The organism is Microbacterium umsixpiens, assembly GCF_053543675.1.
The window spans coordinates 4,493-18,863 of sequence record NZ_JBLVOH010000045.1; the positions used below are offsets into that span (position 1 = coordinate 4,493).

At 71.2% G+C, this 14,371-nt stretch carries 13 protein-coding genes; 4 read left to right on the forward strand and 9 right to left on the reverse strand.

What is annotated here, in order from left to right:
• Positions 1-58: 58 nt before the first annotated feature.
• From ACNPM4_RS05085 to ACNPM4_RS05100, 4 genes are all read right to left on the reverse strand, one after another.
• Positions 59-1,666, reverse strand: a complete 1,608-nt coding sequence (locus ACNPM4_RS05085) for a peptide ABC transporter substrate-binding protein (RefSeq protein WP_448984913.1) — start codon at positions 1,664-1,666, stop codon at positions 59-61.
• A gap of 287 nt (positions 1,667-1,953) precedes the next feature.
• The gene (locus ACNPM4_RS05090; RefSeq protein WP_029261416.1) at positions 1,954-2,970 is read right to left on the reverse strand and encodes an ABC transporter substrate-binding protein; all 1,017 of its coding nucleotides are present in this window, start codon (positions 2,968-2,970) and stop codon (positions 1,954-1,956) included.
• Entirely contained in the window at positions 2,967-3,779 is an 813-nt protein-coding gene (locus ACNPM4_RS05095) for an ABC transporter ATP-binding protein (RefSeq protein ID WP_029261415.1), read from the reverse strand. Before ACNPM4_RS05095 ends, ACNPM4_RS05090 begins: the two co-directional genes overlap by 4 nt.
• On the reverse strand, positions 3,776-4,918 hold the full coding sequence (locus ACNPM4_RS05100; protein ID WP_448984914.1) for a FecCD family ABC transporter permease: 1,143 nt from the start codon (positions 4,916-4,918) through the stop codon (positions 3,776-3,778). The genes ACNPM4_RS05095 and ACNPM4_RS05100 overlap by 4 nt, the downstream gene beginning before the upstream one ends.
• Positions 4,919-5,004: 86 nt before the next feature.
• On the opposite strand from ACNPM4_RS05100, the gene ACNPM4_RS05105 reads away from it, so the two are divergent.
• Together ACNPM4_RS05105 and ACNPM4_RS05110 are read left to right on the forward strand one after the other, a co-directional pair.
• A complete protein-coding gene (locus ACNPM4_RS05105; RefSeq protein ID WP_448984937.1) occupies positions 5,005-6,666 on the forward strand; it encodes an ABC transporter ATP-binding protein/permease in 1,662 nt (553 codons plus the stop codon).
• Positions 6,663-8,330, forward strand: coding sequence for an ATP-binding cassette domain-containing protein (locus ACNPM4_RS05110; RefSeq protein WP_448984915.1), 1,668 nt, complete (start codon positions 6,663-6,665; stop codon positions 8,328-8,330). The genes ACNPM4_RS05105 and ACNPM4_RS05110 overlap by 4 nt, the downstream gene beginning before the upstream one ends.
• On the opposite strand, the gene ACNPM4_RS05115 is transcribed toward ACNPM4_RS05110, so the two are convergent.
• The 5 genes from ACNPM4_RS05115 to ACNPM4_RS05135 are packed head-to-tail and all read right to left on the reverse strand — an operon-like array spanning position 8,317 to position 12,518.
• On the reverse strand, positions 8,317-8,706 hold the full coding sequence (locus ACNPM4_RS05115; protein ID WP_029261411.1) for a VOC family protein: 390 nt from the start codon (positions 8,704-8,706) through the stop codon (positions 8,317-8,319). The two genes, ACNPM4_RS05110 and ACNPM4_RS05115, sit on opposite strands and share 14 nt — an antisense overlap.
• A gap of 41 nt (positions 8,707-8,747) precedes the next feature.
• Positions 8,748-9,782 carry an acyltransferase family protein gene (locus ACNPM4_RS05120; protein ID WP_448984916.1) on the reverse strand — a complete coding sequence of 345 codons (1,035 nt, stop codon included), beginning with the start codon at positions 9,780-9,782 and terminating at the stop codon, positions 8,748-8,750.
• Positions 9,779-10,729: a D-alanine--D-alanine ligase family protein gene (locus tag ACNPM4_RS05125; protein ID WP_448984918.1), complete on the reverse strand. Its 951-nt coding sequence runs from the start codon at positions 10,727-10,729 to the stop codon at positions 9,779-9,781. Before ACNPM4_RS05125 ends, ACNPM4_RS05120 begins: the two co-directional genes overlap by 4 nt.
• Positions 10,726-11,850, reverse strand: a complete 1,125-nt coding sequence (gene alr, locus ACNPM4_RS05130) for an alanine racemase (RefSeq protein WP_448984919.1) — start codon at positions 11,848-11,850, stop codon at positions 10,726-10,728. The genes ACNPM4_RS05125 and alr overlap by 4 nt, the downstream gene beginning before the upstream one ends.
• Positions 11,847-12,518, reverse strand: coding sequence for a M15 family metallopeptidase (locus ACNPM4_RS05135; protein ID WP_448984920.1), 672 nt, complete (start codon positions 12,516-12,518; stop codon positions 11,847-11,849). Before ACNPM4_RS05135 ends, alr begins: the two co-directional genes overlap by 4 nt.
• An 87-nt stretch (positions 12,519-12,605) precedes the next feature.
• On the opposite strand from ACNPM4_RS05135, the gene ACNPM4_RS05140 reads away from it, so the two are divergent.
• Positions 12,606-13,277: a response regulator transcription factor gene (locus ACNPM4_RS05140; protein ID WP_029261406.1), complete on the forward strand. Its 672-nt coding sequence runs from the start codon at positions 12,606-12,608 to the stop codon at positions 13,275-13,277.
• A gap of 10 nt (positions 13,278-13,287) precedes the next feature.
• Positions 13,288-14,355, forward strand: coding sequence for a sensor histidine kinase (locus ACNPM4_RS05145; RefSeq protein WP_448984922.1), 1,068 nt, complete (start codon positions 13,288-13,290; stop codon positions 14,353-14,355).
• Positions 14,356-14,371: the final 16 nt, after the last annotated feature.

Genomic DNA, 14,371 nt, shown 5'->3' on the forward strand with positions numbered 1-14,371 from the left:
GCCGGCGGTCGCTGCCGCGGGGGTTTCGTGCACGAGGTGTGGTTCTCTCTGGGTCGGGTCAGGATGCCGCGGACAGGACGACCTTGTTCAGGTCGACGCTCCCCGACACCGTGGAGAGCTCGGCGATGCGATCCGAGGTGACGTACAGGTAGCGGTTGCCGAACAGCGGAACGGTCGGGAAGTCCTCGAGAATGCGCTCCTGCACCTTGACGTACCCCTCGCTGGACTCTTCGAACGTGTCGGCCGCGTTCGCCTCCTGCAGCAGGGCGTCGACCTCGGGGTTCGAGTAGCCGCCGGCGCCGAAGTTCCCCTCGCCGCTGGCCGTGTACACGGCGGTCAGCGTGTTCTGCTGGCTCGGGTACAGCGCACCCCAGCGGGCCCGGTAGGGACCGTTGACCTCGTGCGCCTCGACGCTCGCGACGAAGGCCGCGAAGTCGGCCGACGGTGTCGCGACCACGCTCTCGATGCCGAGGTTCTGGCGCAACTGATTGGCGATCGCCCCGAACAGGTCCTCCTGACCCCAGTTCGCGATGTAGTGCACCTCCAGCTCGCCCTCGAAGCCGCCCGCCTCGGCGAGCAGCGCCTGCGCGGCATCCGGGTCGAACTCGCAGTACTCGCCGCACACGCCCTCGGGGTCGCCCGGCATGCTCGGCGCGGTGAGGGACGTCGCAGGCACCTGCGAGCCGCCGAAGATGGCGTCGTTGATGGCGGACCGATCGATCGCCATCGAGATGGCCTGACGGACGCGGGGGTCCGCGAAGCGAGGGTCGCTCAGGTCGAATCCGAGGAAGTCCACACCGGGCGCATCCAGCTCGTAGACGTGCTCGCCGAAGTCGGTGCGGGCCTGACCCACCTGGGATCCGGCGATCGCGACGATGTCGATCTCCCCGGCCAGCGCGTCCGTGTAGGCGGTCGCGGTGTCGAGGTAGGGCACGAAGGTGACGGAGCCGATGGTGGGCTCGGTGCCGGCGTAGTCCTCATAGGCCACCGCGTCGATCGGGTCGGTCTCGGACCAGCCGTCCACGAGCGCGAACGGTCCATTGCCGACCGGGGCCTTCTCCCAGGCCGCCATGTCTTCCAGCGCTTCGGACGGGAGTGGGTAGAGACCGGTCTGGCCTGCGGTGAGCTGCAGGGGGAACTGCCGGTCGGGGGCGTCGAGCTCGACCGTGAAGGTGAGGTCGTCGACGACCGTGAGACCGGAGAGCTCGGTCGCGGTCGGCTCGGCCCCCTCGCCCGGGTTGAGGTCGGTGTACCCGGCCACCCCGGCGAGCTGCGCGCCGTTGACCCAGGCATTCGGGCCGTAGGCGGCATGGTTCCAGGTGTCGACGTAGTCCTGCGCGGTGACGGGCGTGCCGTCGTGGAAGGTCCAGCCTTCGCGGAGCTTGACCGTCCAGAGCGTCGCGTCGTCCGACTCGACCGACTCCGCGGCGACGTAGGTGATCTCGCCCTCGTCGTCGATCGCGGTGAGCGGCGAGAACATCGCGATCACGATGTTGTACGAGCTGAACTGGTTGGCCGGGACCAGGCTGTCGGGCTTCTCCACGGCGAAGCGGATCGGCTCGGCGTCGGCCGGATCGTCCGCATCCGTCGGCGACGCGGAACAACCCGCGAGCGACAGTGCGAGGACCGCCGAGGCGGCGATCATCAGTCTTGCAGTGCTGCGCATAACTCCTCCTTGAGCCACACCTGACGGGACCGCGACGGGTGTGGGCTGGGTCGTTCCTGCGCGGGTGTCGCAGGGGCTTGTCCAGCACGCTAGATCGCGGACGTTCAACAATCAATGAAACTTCAGTAAAAATTGAAAGTTGTAATAGGAGTGAAACAGGAGGGAATCATGCGCGCAACAACGGCCCCGTTCCGTTACCGAAACGTGACGGCTGCCTGTCGCCGGCCCGACGCACGATGGCCCGGACCGCACGCATCGCGCGCAAGGTCCGGGCCCCCGCACGGCGCTCAGGCGAAGGCGTCGGGGTACAGCGCCTGCGCGATCCTGTGGACGACCGAGATGTTCCCGAGCGTGCCGGGGAAGGTGTCCGAGGTGGAGATGGCGATCAGCCGCTCCTCCTGCACCGCCGGCATATCCGGGAACGTCGCAGTGAGGTACGCGCGCGCGGCGGCCTCGTGCGCGGGGTCGGTCGCGGCGAAGACGAGTGCGTCCGGGGCCGCGGCCGCGAGCGCCTCCGGGGTGATCTCGGCGGCGAAGAAGTCGGCGAAGGCCGGGTCCTCCGGGGTGAACACGGCCTCGGCGCCCGCACGCCGCAGGATGTCGTACTCGATGCCCGCGCCGATCGCGGTCAGAGTCGTGCCGTCGACGTACACCTGCGCCACGCGCAGCCGCTCGTCGACCTCCTCGACAGCCGCATCGACCTCGGCGAGGTCGGCCTCCGCGTCCTCGATGAGCGCCGCAGCCTCCTGCTCGACGTCGAAGATCGCGCCGAGGTTCTCGAGGTCGACGAAGAGGTCGTCGACGGTTCCCTCCATGCGCCGATCGAAGCAGCCGCCGGTGGCGACGTAGGCGGCGACCCCCGCCTCTTCGAGCTGCTCGAGGCTCGCGAACCCCTGCTCCGCGGTGAACTCGTAGGTCGTCGGCGAGTACACGAAGTCGGGCTCGGCGGCGAGCAGGGTCTCGCGGTTCGGCGGGGTGTCGGCGCCGAGCACCGGGATCCCTTCCGCGAGGGCGGCGACGTCGTCCGGCAAGGCCTGCACGGTCGCCTGCGCCTGCCCGACGAGACGATCCGCCAGGCCGAGGCGCAGCAGCAGCTCGGTCTGCGACGGGTGCAGGCCGACCACGGCGGACGGAGGCTCCGGCACGACGACGCTCCGTCCGCAGTTCTCGATCGTGACAGCCGTATCCGCCGATTGCGTGGGCGCGGCCGCGGTGACGCCTGTGCCGCAGCCGGTCAGGCCGAGGAGGGTCGCCCCTCCGAGCGCCGTCACGAGAATGCGGGCGGATCGATTTCGGGATGTCATTCGGTTCTCCTCGGTGATGCCGACGGGCGGGTCCCGTCGAAGGGGGTTCGGGGGTGGAATGTCATTGCACGGGCGCCGGTGCCCTCTTCGCGCGCAACGCGGGCGGTCACGCGGAACACGTCGCTCACCAGCTCCGGGGTCAGCACGGTGTCCGCCGCCCCGAAGGCGACCAGCCGCCCCTCGTCGAGCACGGCGATGTCATCGCAGAACGACGCCGCGATGTTCAGGTCGTGCAGCGCGGCGACCACCGTTTTTCCCAGGCCGGAGACGACGCGCATCAGGTCGAGCTGGTGGGCGATGTCGAGGTGGTTGGTCGGCTCGTCGAGGATGAGGATCTCGCCGTCCTGCGCGAGAGCCCGCGCCAGCATCACCCGCTGCCGCTGCCCGCCGGAGAGCTGACGCATCAGCCGGTCGCCGAGGTCGGCGACATCCGCCGCACGGAGGGACTCATCGACGATGCGATGGTCGTCGGGCGAATCACGCGTGAACGGTGGACGATGCGGGGCGCGGCCGACGAGCACGGTCTCGCGCACCGTGAGGTCGAACTCGGACGGCGCGTCCTGCAGCATCACCGAGACGGTCCGGGCCAGCGCCCTCGGAGCGAACCCCGCCACGTCGGCGCCGTCGACGGTGACGTGTCCGCGCAGGGGCCGTCGTCCGGAGAAGAGCGTCCGCAGCAGAGTCGACTTGCCGCTGCCGTTGGGGCCGACGAGACCGACGATCCTGCCGATGCCGATCGTCAGGTCGACCCCGTGGAGCACCGTTCGGTTCCCGCGCGCGACGTCGACGCCGTGGAAGGCGATGGTCATCGGTCGATCCCTGCCTTCTCGCCGCCTCGGCGCATCAGCCACAGGAAGAACGGTGCGCCGACGAATGCGGTCAGGATGCCGAGGGGGATCTCCGACGGGGCCGCCACCGTGCGCGCCAGCAGGTCAGCGACCATCAGGAAGAGCATCCCCGCGAGAACGGTGATCGGGAGCATCCGACGGTGTTCCGAGCCGACGAGGATCCGAGCGACGTGCGGCACGACGAGCCCGACGAAGCCGATCCCTCCGCTCACAGCGACGATCGCCCCGGTGAGCAGCGACGCGATGACGAGGAGCAGCGCACGCAGCCGCGTCGCGCGCACGCCGACCGCGAGTGCCGACTCGTCGCCGGCGAGGAGCGCGTTCATCTGCCGAGCGAGGCCGAACACCGCGACGCCGGCGATGATGAGCGCGATCGCCGGGATCAACAGCGACGACATGGTCGCCGCCGACACGCTTCCGAGCAGGAAGAACATCACGCTCACGACGTTCTGCGCGTCGGTGGTGATGGTGAGGTAGCTGGTCACCGCGCTCAGGAGTGATCCGAGAGCCACCCCGGCGAGGATCATCCTGGTCGGGGAGAGTTCCCCTCGGCGCCGGGCGAGGAGGGCCACGAGGATGCACGCGACCACGGCTCCGAGGAAGGCGGCACCGCTCATCGTGAGTCCGGCGAGGGCGACCCCTCCGGAGACGATGACGAGCACGGCACCGACGCTCGCCCCCGAGGAGACACCGAGGATGTAGGGCTCGGCGAGCGGGTTGCGGACGACGACCTGCATGATCGCCCCGGCCAGCGCGAGTCCGGCACCGGCGAGCCCGGCGAGGAGGGCACGGGGCAGGCGGAACTGCCACACCGCCTGGTCCTGCAGCGTCGACAGACTGCCGTCCGACATCCACGGCATCCCGGGAACGAGGTGTCCGATCACGATGCGCGCCGCCTCGTCCACACTCACGGCGACCGGTCCGGTTGCGGCGGAGACGACGAGCACGAGAAGGATCGCGGCGATCAGCGCGAGAACCAGGGTCGTCGGCGCGACGGTCGACCACGACTGCCGCGAAGGACGGCTGCTCCGCGCGGCCGGCGCGGGCGGTGATGCACGGTCGAGGTCGCCGGCGAGCGCGGCGGAGGACGAAGGAGGCATGAGCAGCATGCTAGTAGATATTGAGAATCGTTATCATCTAGGGTCGAAGTCGTCCCTGAACATCCACCCACCGGAGGCCCGCCGTGATGATCGTGCCCGAGCTGTGGCGAGAGGCCCGATCCTTCCCCCGCGAGTTGGCCGCAAGCACCGCCCTGCTCCTTCTCGTCTTCGCCACCCATCTCGTGCAGGCCGGAGCACTGGCGGTGTCGCTGGCGGCGTTCGTCGGCGGCGATGTGCGCACAGCGCTCCTCGGCGGGGCGGTGATCCTCGCCGTGAGCGTCATCCGCATCCTCCTGTCACTGGCGAAGGCGGGCTCTGCCGCCGCGCTGGGCGGCCGAGTGCGTGAGCATCTTCGCGGTCGGGCGATCACCGCGGCGCTCACGCCCGCCCGGCTGCACGACCCCGCGGTGCGCGACGGGTCGGTGCAGGCGACTCTGGGAGAGGGGATCGACGGCACCGACGCGTACGTGTCGAAGTACGTCCCCGCGGTCGTGCTGCTGGCGGTCGGCAGTGTGGCGGCGGTCGGACTGCTGGCTGCTGTCTCGCTGCCGGCGGCCGCCTGCGTGACGGTCGGGATTCTCGTGGCCGTGCTCGGCCCGATGGCGTGGCAGCGGATGCTCGCAGGTCGTGGCGTAGACCACTGGGACACCTATGAGGCACTCGGCGATGACCTGCTCGAGTCGTTGCGCGGCATGGCCACACTACGCACCCTGGGCGATGTCACCGGGACGCGCGAGCGGCTGCGCGAGCGGTCGGAGGCCCTGCGGCGCGCGACCGAGCGGGTGATGCGATCGTCTCTGGTGACGACCGCCGTGACCGACTTCGCCGTGCAGGCCGGGTACGTCGCGGCCGTCTTCGTGGCGGTCTGGGATGTGATGACAGGCGCCGCGCCCCGGGGCGAGGTCTACGCGATCCTGCTGCTGTCGTCCGAGGCGTTCCGCCCCGTGCGTGACCTCTCGCGGCACTGGCACGCGGGGTTCCTCGGCCTGACCGCCGTGCCGGGTCTCGTCGCACTGGGCGCGTTCGGCCCCCGCGGATCGCGTGCAGATGCAGATGCGGATGCGGACGCCGGCGCGATGAGCGAGGTCTCCGGCGTCGCAACCACCCCCCGGGTGCTGCGGGTGTCGAACCTCACGTATCGCTACCCGGGCGCCGACCACGACGTGCTGCTCGGCATCGACCTCCAGGTGGAGGTGGGCGCGGTGCATGCGATCGTCGGTGCGTCGGGATCGGGCAAGTCGACCCTGTTCGATCTCCTGCTCGGATTCCTCACGCCCACCACGGGCACGATCGACCTGGACGGGCTCCCGCTGCGAGCGAGCGACATCGCCGTGGTCTCGCAGCGGCCCGTGCTCTTCTCGGGGACCATCCGGCAGAACGTGAACCTCGTCGGAGCCGACGACCGCGAGGTGGAGGCCGCGTGCGCCGCCGCCGGCATCCTGGCCGAGATCCGCGCGATACCCGGTGGCTTCGACGCTCCGGTCTCCGAGGCCGGGACGAGCCTCTCCGGCGGGCAGCGGCAGCGGCTGGCACTGGCCAGGGCGTTCCTGGCGCAGCGACCCGTGCTCCTGGTCGACGAGCCGACGAGCGCACTCGACGACCGCGGAGCGCAGACGGTCGCGGAGACGCTGGAGCGGGTCGCCGCGGAGCGGATCGTCCTCATGATCAGCCACCGGACCGAAGCTCTCGAGCGCGTGACGTCGGTGCGCCGACTCGATGCCGGGATGCTGCAGGAGGTACGGACGTGACGGCTTCAGGGACCACGGCTGTGTTCACCGCCCTCCTCCCCCCACTGCGGCCCGAGTGGCGGCGGATCGCCGGAATCTACGTGCTCAGCACGACGAGCACGTTGGCACTGGCCGCCATCGCGGTGCTGTCGGCACTCGGGGTCGGCGAGGCCGTCGCGCTCGGCGTCTGGCCGACCGCGGCATGGTGGGCGGGGCTCGTGGTGCTGGTGCTGCTGCGCGCCGTGCTCACGTGGCGGGAGATGGACGTGTCGCATGCGCTCGCGTACCGGGTTCTCGCACGGCTTCGCGGGGCGCTCTTCGACGCGTACGCCCGGAGTGTCCCCGGTCGTCGGCGAGAGCACTCCGGTCGCGCGGCCTCCGTGGCGATGACCGACATCGAGAAGCTGGAGTTCTTCTATGCCCACACCATCGCCCAGATCGGCGCCTCGCTCACGCTGTTCCTCGTCGCCCTGATCGGAACCGCGTGGGTCATGCCCACCGCGTCGGCGGTCGTCCTGCTCGGCGGCGCGCTCGTCGCGTCCACCGCGCTGTGGGGCGCCCGTCCGGTACGCCGACTCGGGGCCGCGGAACAGGCGGAGCGCGAAGAGCAGGCGGAGCGTATGGTCGACGCACTCGGTGCGATGCGCGAGATCCTCGCCTACGGACTGCGGGCGAGGATCGTGCGCGACACGGTGGCCCGCACGCGTCGCGCCGCCCGCACCTCGCTCCGCAGAGCGCTGCTCGGCGAGGCCGTCGACGGCGCCCGCGAACTCGTGCTCACGGCGGTCGTCATCGGAATCCTGCTGGCGGCCGTCGTCGCGAGCGGAGGAGCCGATGCGCGCACGCCGAGCCCGCAGATCGCCGGGATGCTTCCCGCCGTCATCGCCCTCGGCATCGCGGGAGTGGCCGCCATCGGCGAGGCGAGCCACACCCTCACCGAGCTGCACCCGCTCACCGCGAGTGCCCGGCGCGTGACAGCGGCGCTCACCCGTCCGGCCGTCGTGACGATGGCCCTCGAGCCGCACCCGCTCCCGCACGGTCCGCTCGGCATCCGCTTCGACGCGGTCTCCTTCTCGTACGACGACGCGACGGACGCGCTGCGTGCCTGGTCGATGGAGGTCGCTCCGGGAGAGCACGTCGGTCTCGCCGGAGCATCAGGTGCCGGTAAGAGCACGGTGATCGCCCTGGCCGCGCGCCTCTGGGATCCCTCGTCCGGCAGCATCTCCCTGATCGACGCCGACGGCGGTCGGCATCCGCTTCCCGAGATCGCCGACGAGGATCTCCGCCGCGCCGTCGCTTTCGTGGAGCAGGATGCGCGACTGTTCTACGGGACGGTCAGGGAGAACCTGCTCCGCGGCGCAGAGTACCGCGAAGACACCGCTCTCCAGGAAGCCCTCGCGCGGGTGGGCGTCGACGACGGCATCAGGCTCGACGACCGGATCGGCGAGCACGGAGTCCGCCTCTCCGGGGGGCAGCGTGCACGGCTGGCCCTCGCCAGAGCGCTGGTACGGGACCCGCGGATCCTCGTCGTCGATGAGGTCACCGCGAGCCTCGACCCCGACACCGAGGCGCGGATCTCGGACGTGCTCGCGGAGTTCGACGGCACACTGCTCGTCGCCTCGCATCGGAGGGAGACGCTGGAGCGGCTGCCCCGCGTCGTCCGACTCCGCGTCAGGCCTGCATGACCGCGAGCACGTTCCCGGCGGGGTCGCGGAACCACGCGATGTCCGGGCCCTGTCCGTTGCCGCGGACGATGCCGCGCGCATCGGAGGGGAACTCCTCGTCGCTGTAGATCTTGGTCTGCACGCCGCGCGCGATGAGCTCGTCCACCGCGGCGTCGACATCCGCGACCGGGAAGTTCAGGATCGTGAAGCTCGCCGGCGTGTGGTTCGGCTTCGCGTACACGAGGATCGACCCGCCGCTCGGCAGCCGCAGGTCGAGGAACCCCATCGCGTTGACCTCGACGTCGAGGCCGAGGGTCGTGCCGTAGAACTCTTTCGCCGCGTCGATGTCGTCGACGCTGAAACCGCTGAATGCGTTGTCCGCTGTGAAGGCCGCCATGACTCCATGGTCCGCCGTCGCCCCGCGGTTGTCGAGGGGGGTCATCGCCGGACGCGGGTCGTGAGCCGATCGGTCACCCGCAGCGGATCGAACAGTGCCCCGAATCCGATGCGCACCAGCACCGCGTGAACCGCCAGGCACACGGCGATCACCACCGCCGTCAGCACAAGAGGGCCGACGGTCTCGAGCACCGGTGTCGTCCGCCACCCGGCCGCCCGCAACCCGGCATCGATCAGCGCGAGCGGCATCATGTGCAGCACGTAGATCGGCAGGGTCCGTCGGCCGATCCACCGCAGCGGCCGCGCGACGACCTCGACATGCCGGTCGATGAGCACGCTGAGCGACACCCCGAATGCCACCGCGACGAGGCAGAGCAGCGGCCAGGTTCCGGGCACGAGCCGGATGCCGAGCACCGAGACGACGGCGAGTGCCCCCGCGTACCCGGCGGCGAGCGCGACCGCGACGCCCACGCCACTCCTGTTTGCGAAGTGCTCGACGATGGCCCGCAGCCGCAGCCCGATGAGGAAGAAGAACAGGTTCTGCACCAGCTGCCACAGGTTGCCGAGATCGGGAAGGAGACCCGCCCCGGCGACGGCGGCGATCACGAACGCCACCGACAGCACGGCGACGGTCGGGAGCCCGCGCGTCAGCCGCCCGACCGCGAGATACACGGCGAGCGCGAGCAGGTACCAGAGGTTCGTCGGACTGATGGTGAGCTGCGCGAGCAGCTCCCACCCGCTGGTCGCCCGCGCCGTGTCGAACTCCGGTGCGAGCGCGAGCACGGCCGTCTGGATGAGCACCCACACGAGGTAGAGCAGTGCGAGCCGGCCGGCCCGACGTCGCCAGGAGGCACCGTCCCCGGCGAGCACCGCCCGCGCCGCGAACATCCCGGAGACCAGGAAGAACAGCGGGATGCGCAGCGGCAGGAGCTGGGCGTTGAGCATCACCCAGGCATCCGTCACCGCTCCCGCGCCGGGGAAGCCGACCACGACCTTCGTGACCACGTGCCAGAGCACGACGAGCAGGATGCAGATGCCCTTCGCGACATCCGGCCATCCGACCCGGGGCGCGGTCACGAGGCCGCGCGCACGAGTCGCGAGACCAGGTCGACGTAGGTCACACCCGCCGCGGCGAACATCCGCGGCACCTGCGAGGCGGCGGTGAGCCCCGGCATCGTGTTGACCTCGTTCAGCACCGGCCCCCGCTCGGTGAGGAAGAAGTCCATGCGCGCGACGCCGTCGCACCCGAGGGCATCGAACACGGCGATCGCCGCCCGCTTGAGCGCAGCCGTCTCGGCGGCATCCAGCTGCGCCGGCACCGTGAACCGCGCGCTGCCGTCGTACTTCGTGGCCGTGTCGAACAGCCCGGTCGCGTGGATCTCCAGCGGCGGCGCCGCCCACCGGATGCCTCCCTTCTCGCGCAGCACCGCCACGTCGATCTCGCGCCCCCGCACGACCTCCTCGACGAGGATGCGCCGATCGAAGCGCGCGGCCTCCCGCAGCGCCGCGAGCAGCTGCCCCTCCTCCGTGACGAGGCCGACACCGTGACTCGAACCGGCCGACACCGGCTTGACCACGACCTCCCCCTCGAACTCCACGTCGCCGATGTCGTCGGCGGCGACGAGTCGGCCGCGGGCGGTGCCGAGACCCACGGCATCCGCGACGAGCTTGGTCGTCCACTTGTCCATGCCGATGGCTCCCGCCCGCAGCCCCGACCCGACCACCCGCACTCCGGCGAGCGCACACAGCGCCGCGAGAGCACCGTCCTCCCCGAGAGCGCCGTGCACGGCCGGGAACACCACATCCGTGCGGGTGAGCAGCGGCAGCGCGAGCGCGAGCGACTCGGCCGGCGATCCCCCGTTCGGGCGCCCCTCCACGCGCCAGATCCCGTCGCGGTCGATCGTCACGCACGTGACGTCGTGGTCGCCCATCCGCAGCGCCGCGGCCACCGCCGCCGCGGAGGCCAGGGAGACCTCGTGCTCGGGGTTCTGCCCACCGCCGATGACCAGCACCTTCGTCGTCATGCCACGCTCCTCTGAACTCGTGCGCCGATGCCGGTCACGATCGTGTGCGGGATGCTGCCCCCCCCCCGCGCCCACTCCTGCACCGACGGCACGGCCCCACCCTCCGGCCCGAACACGGTCGCGACCACCCCGCGCGGGAACAGCACCGATCCCGTGTCGACGACGATCTGGTCCATCGAGACCCTCCCCACGATCGGATGCCGCGCCCCGCCGATCTCCACCCCGGCGCCGGCTGCCAGCTCGCGCGGAATGCCGTCGGCGTACCCGACCCCGACCACGCTCAGATGAGTCTCGCGGTCGGTCGTGTGCGCACCGCCGTAGCCGACCGCGGTCCCCGCCGGCACGAGTGCGCTGTGCACGACGGGCGCCGTCCACCGCGACGCCCCGGCGAGCACGGTCGTCTCCGAGGGGTCGATCCCGACCAGCCCCGCGCCGACCCGCACCAGGTCGAAGTGCGTCGCCGGATCGGTCAGCGCACCGGAGGTCGCGGCGAGATGCACGAGCACCGGGCCGAAACCCGCGCGCAGCACGGCGTCCCTCCCCTGCCGCAGACGCAGTACCGCCGCCGCGTTCGCTGCAGGATCGGCCTCGTCCGCCCGCGGCAGATGCCCCATGACCCCGACGACCTCCACCCGCCCCCGCCCCGTGCGCGCCAGCCGCAGCAACTCCGCCCATTCCTCCAGCGGCGAGCCCCCACGAGCCATGCCGGTGTCGAGCTGGAGGTGCACGCGCACCGGATCCGCGGCATCCGCGATCAGCTGCCGCAGCTCTTCGACCGAACCCACCGCGATGTCGACGCGATGCGCGGCTGCGGCGGCAGCGTCGACGCCGGAGGGGTTCAACCAGGAGAGGATCGGCACCGTGAGCCCGGCCTCGCGGAGTGCGACGGCTTCTGCGACATCCGTGACCCCCAGCCAGTCGGCGCCGGCATCGACCGCGGCCCGCGCGACGGTGACGGCACCGTGCCCGTAGCCGTCGGCCTTGACCACGGCCATGATGCGGGCGGTCGTCGCGGCGCGCACCCGCCGCAGGTTCTCGGCGACGGCATCCGGGACCGTCTGCAGGGTGGGTGCGTGCAGGCGCGAGAGAGTCACACGCCCGGGGGTGAGAAGAGTGGTCATCGCTGCATCCTCGGGTCGGCGGTCGGGTCGGCGAGCATCTCGGGACAGCCGTCGTCGGCGGCATCCGGACGCAGTTCGTAGTGCCAGGTCTCGTTGGCGTAGATCTGGCAGAGCCCGTAGCGCCACCCCCGCTGCGCGAGCCAGTCGAGCGCGGGCAGCGGGCCGAGGTCGACGGCGTCGCCGGTCACATGTTCCGAAGTCTCGGCCGTGGCCACCCAGCGCCGGGCCTCGGCCTCCGATCCGTACTGCACGATCGCGTCCTGCAGCATCCGCTCCTGCAGCGCCGGTGTGCGCCATCCGCTGTTCACGCGGAACGTCACGCCGTCGCCTTCGGCATCCGCTGCCGCACGCTGCAGAGCCGCGAGCAGGGCGGGGTCGAGGTTGCCGACCGCGACCCTGTCGATGTCGAACACCGTGGGCTGGTCGCCGTCGCGGATCACGCCGTCGGCCTCGCTCGGGGCGATGACCGAGCCGGTGCCGGCGGCGCCCTCGGCGGGCCGGTCGGTCGGCACGGGGAGGGTGCCGGGGCGGGCGGCATCAGCGAAGGCCACGGACAGCGACTGCTGCACCGCGAACGCGACGATCACGGCGAGAGCGAGGGCGACAGCAGCGACGGCGAACCGACGACGGCGCGCTCTCGGAGTACGGGAGGTGGTGCGGGTGTTCATGCTTCCAGTGAAGAAGCACGCCGGTTGCGAGGGCGTATGCGCTTTTCCATATGCTCCCGATATGTCGCACTGCGTAGGATCTCAGCCATGCGTGTGCTGATCGTCGAGGACGAGCCCTACCTCGCCGAGGCGGTCCGCGATGGGCTGCGCCTGGAGGCGATCGCAGCCGACATCGCCGGCGACGGCGACTCCGCGTTGGAGCTGCTGAGCATCAACTCCTACGACCTCGCCGTGCTCGACCGCGACGTGCCCGGACCGTCGGGCGACGACATCGCCCGGTGGATCGTGGCCTCCGGCAGCGGCATCCCGATCCTGATGCTGACCGCCGCCGACCGGCTCGACGACAAGGCGAGCGGCTTCGAGATCGGCGCCGACGACTACCTGACCAAGCCGTTCGAGCTGCGGGAGCTGGTGCTGCGCCTGCGCGCCCTCGACCGCCGCCGTCAGCGCAGCCGCCCGCCGGTGCTCGAGGTCGCCGGGCTGCGGTTGGACCCGTTCCGCCGCGAGGTCTACCGCGACGACCGCTACGTCGCGCTCACGCGCAAGCAGTTCGCCGTGCTGGAGGTGCTGGTCGACGCGGAGGGCGGGGTGGTCAGCGCCGAGGAGCTGCTGGAGCGGGCCTGGGACGAGAACGCCGACCCGTTCACGAACGCCGTGCGCATCACGGTGTCGTCGCTGCGCAAGCGACTGGGCGAGCCGTGGCTGATCCTCACGGTGCCGGGTGTCGGGTACCGGATCGGGACGGATGCCGATGCCTAGGCGCCGCGGGATGAGCGCCCGCCTCAAGCTCACGCTGAGCTACGCGGTGATCGTGGTGGTGTCGGGAGGTCTGCTCCTCGCCGCGGTCGGGTTGTTCCTGCTGCGCTACGTGCCGGACACCGTCGACTTCTTCCCCAACCGCGGCGACCTCAGCCGGGCGTTCGTGCCGGTGGCCTCGATGGTCATGCTGGTGCTGCTCGCATTCGGCCTCGGCGCCGGGTGGCTGCTGGCCGGACGGATGCTGGCGCCGCTCGACCGCATCGGCGACGCCGCCCGGCTCGCCGCGCAGGGATCCCTGTCACACCGCGTGTCGCTCGCCGGCCCCCGCGACGAGTTCCGCGACCTGGCCGATGTCTTCGACTCGATGCTCGAACAGCTCGAAGCGCACGTCGCCGAGCAGCAGCGGTTCGCCGCGAACGCCTCGCACGAGCTGCGGACCCCGCTCGCGATCTCGCAGACACTGCTCGAGGTCGCCGAAGCCGATCCGGACCGCGATGTCGATGCCCTGATCGCGCGGCTGCGTGAGGTGAACACCCGGGCGATCGAGCTCACCGAGGCGCTGCTGCTGCTGAGCCGCGCCGACCGCAGGACGTTCCCGCGCGAGATCGTCGACCTCTCCCTGCTCGCCGAAGGGGCGGTGGAGGCGCTGCTGCCGCTCGCCGACCGCCGAGGAGTGGCCGTCGAGGTGGGCGGTGCACCCGCGTCGGTACTCGGGTCGGCGGCGCTGTTGCCGCAGTTGGTCACGAACCTCGTGCTCAACGCGATCGTGCACAACCTGCCCGCCGGAGGGGTTGTGGCCGTGCGCACGCACTCGCTGCCGCGGGCGGTCGCGCTGGTCGTCGAGAACACCGGCGAGGTGCTGCCCGCGCACCGGGTGGCGACCCTTGTCGAGCCGTTCCAGCGGGGCGCCGAGCGCACCCGTGGCGATGACCATGCCGGGGCGGGACTGGGCCTCGCGATCGTCGACCGCATCACCCAGGCGCACGGAGGCACCCTGGTGCTCACCCCGCGCCCGGACGGCGGTCTGATCGTGACGGTGTGGCTGCCGCATCCGTACCCGGCGGCGCCTCCCGCCTGACCGACGGCGGTCCCGG

Bases quoted from the DNA above. Each gene is read 5' to 3' on its own strand.
- ACNPM4_RS05140 (WP_029261406.1), top strand. From the start codon at position 12,606: ATGCGTGTGCTGATCGTCGAGGACGAGCCCTACCTCGCCGAGGCGGTC.
- ACNPM4_RS05125 (WP_448984918.1), bottom strand. From the start codon at position 10,729: ATGACGACGAAGGTGCTGGTCATCGGCGGTGGGCAGAACCCCGAGCAC.
- ACNPM4_RS05095 (WP_029261415.1), bottom strand. From the start codon at position 3,779: ATGACCATCGCCTTCCACGGCGTCGACGTCGCGCGCGGGAACCGAACG.
- ACNPM4_RS05115 (WP_029261411.1), bottom strand. From the start codon at position 8,706: ATGGCGGCCTTCACAGCGGACAACGCATTCAGCGGTTTCAGCGTCGAC.
- ACNPM4_RS05100 (WP_448984914.1), bottom strand. From the start codon at position 4,918: ATGCCTCCTTCGTCCTCCGCCGCGCTCGCCGGCGACCTCGACCGTGCA.
- alr (WP_448984919.1), bottom strand. From the start codon at position 11,850: ATGACCACTCTTCTCACCCCCGGGCGTGTGACTCTCTCGCGCCTGCAC.
- ACNPM4_RS05090 (WP_029261416.1), bottom strand. From the start codon at position 2,970: ATGACATCCCGAAATCGATCCGCCCGCATTCTCGTGACGGCGCTCGGA.
- ACNPM4_RS05135 (WP_448984920.1), bottom strand. From the start codon at position 12,518: ATGAACACCCGCACCACCTCCCGTACTCCGAGAGCGCGCCGTCGTCGG.
- ACNPM4_RS05105 (WP_448984937.1), top strand. From the start codon at position 5,005: ATGATCGTGCCCGAGCTGTGGCGAGAGGCCCGATCCTTCCCCCGCGAG.
- ACNPM4_RS05145 (WP_448984922.1), top strand. From the start codon at position 13,288: ATGAGCGCCCGCCTCAAGCTCACGCTGAGCTACGCGGTGATCGTGGTG.
- ACNPM4_RS05085 (WP_448984913.1), bottom strand. From the start codon at position 1,666: ATGCGCAGCACTGCAAGACTGATGATCGCCGCCTCGGCGGTCCTCGCA.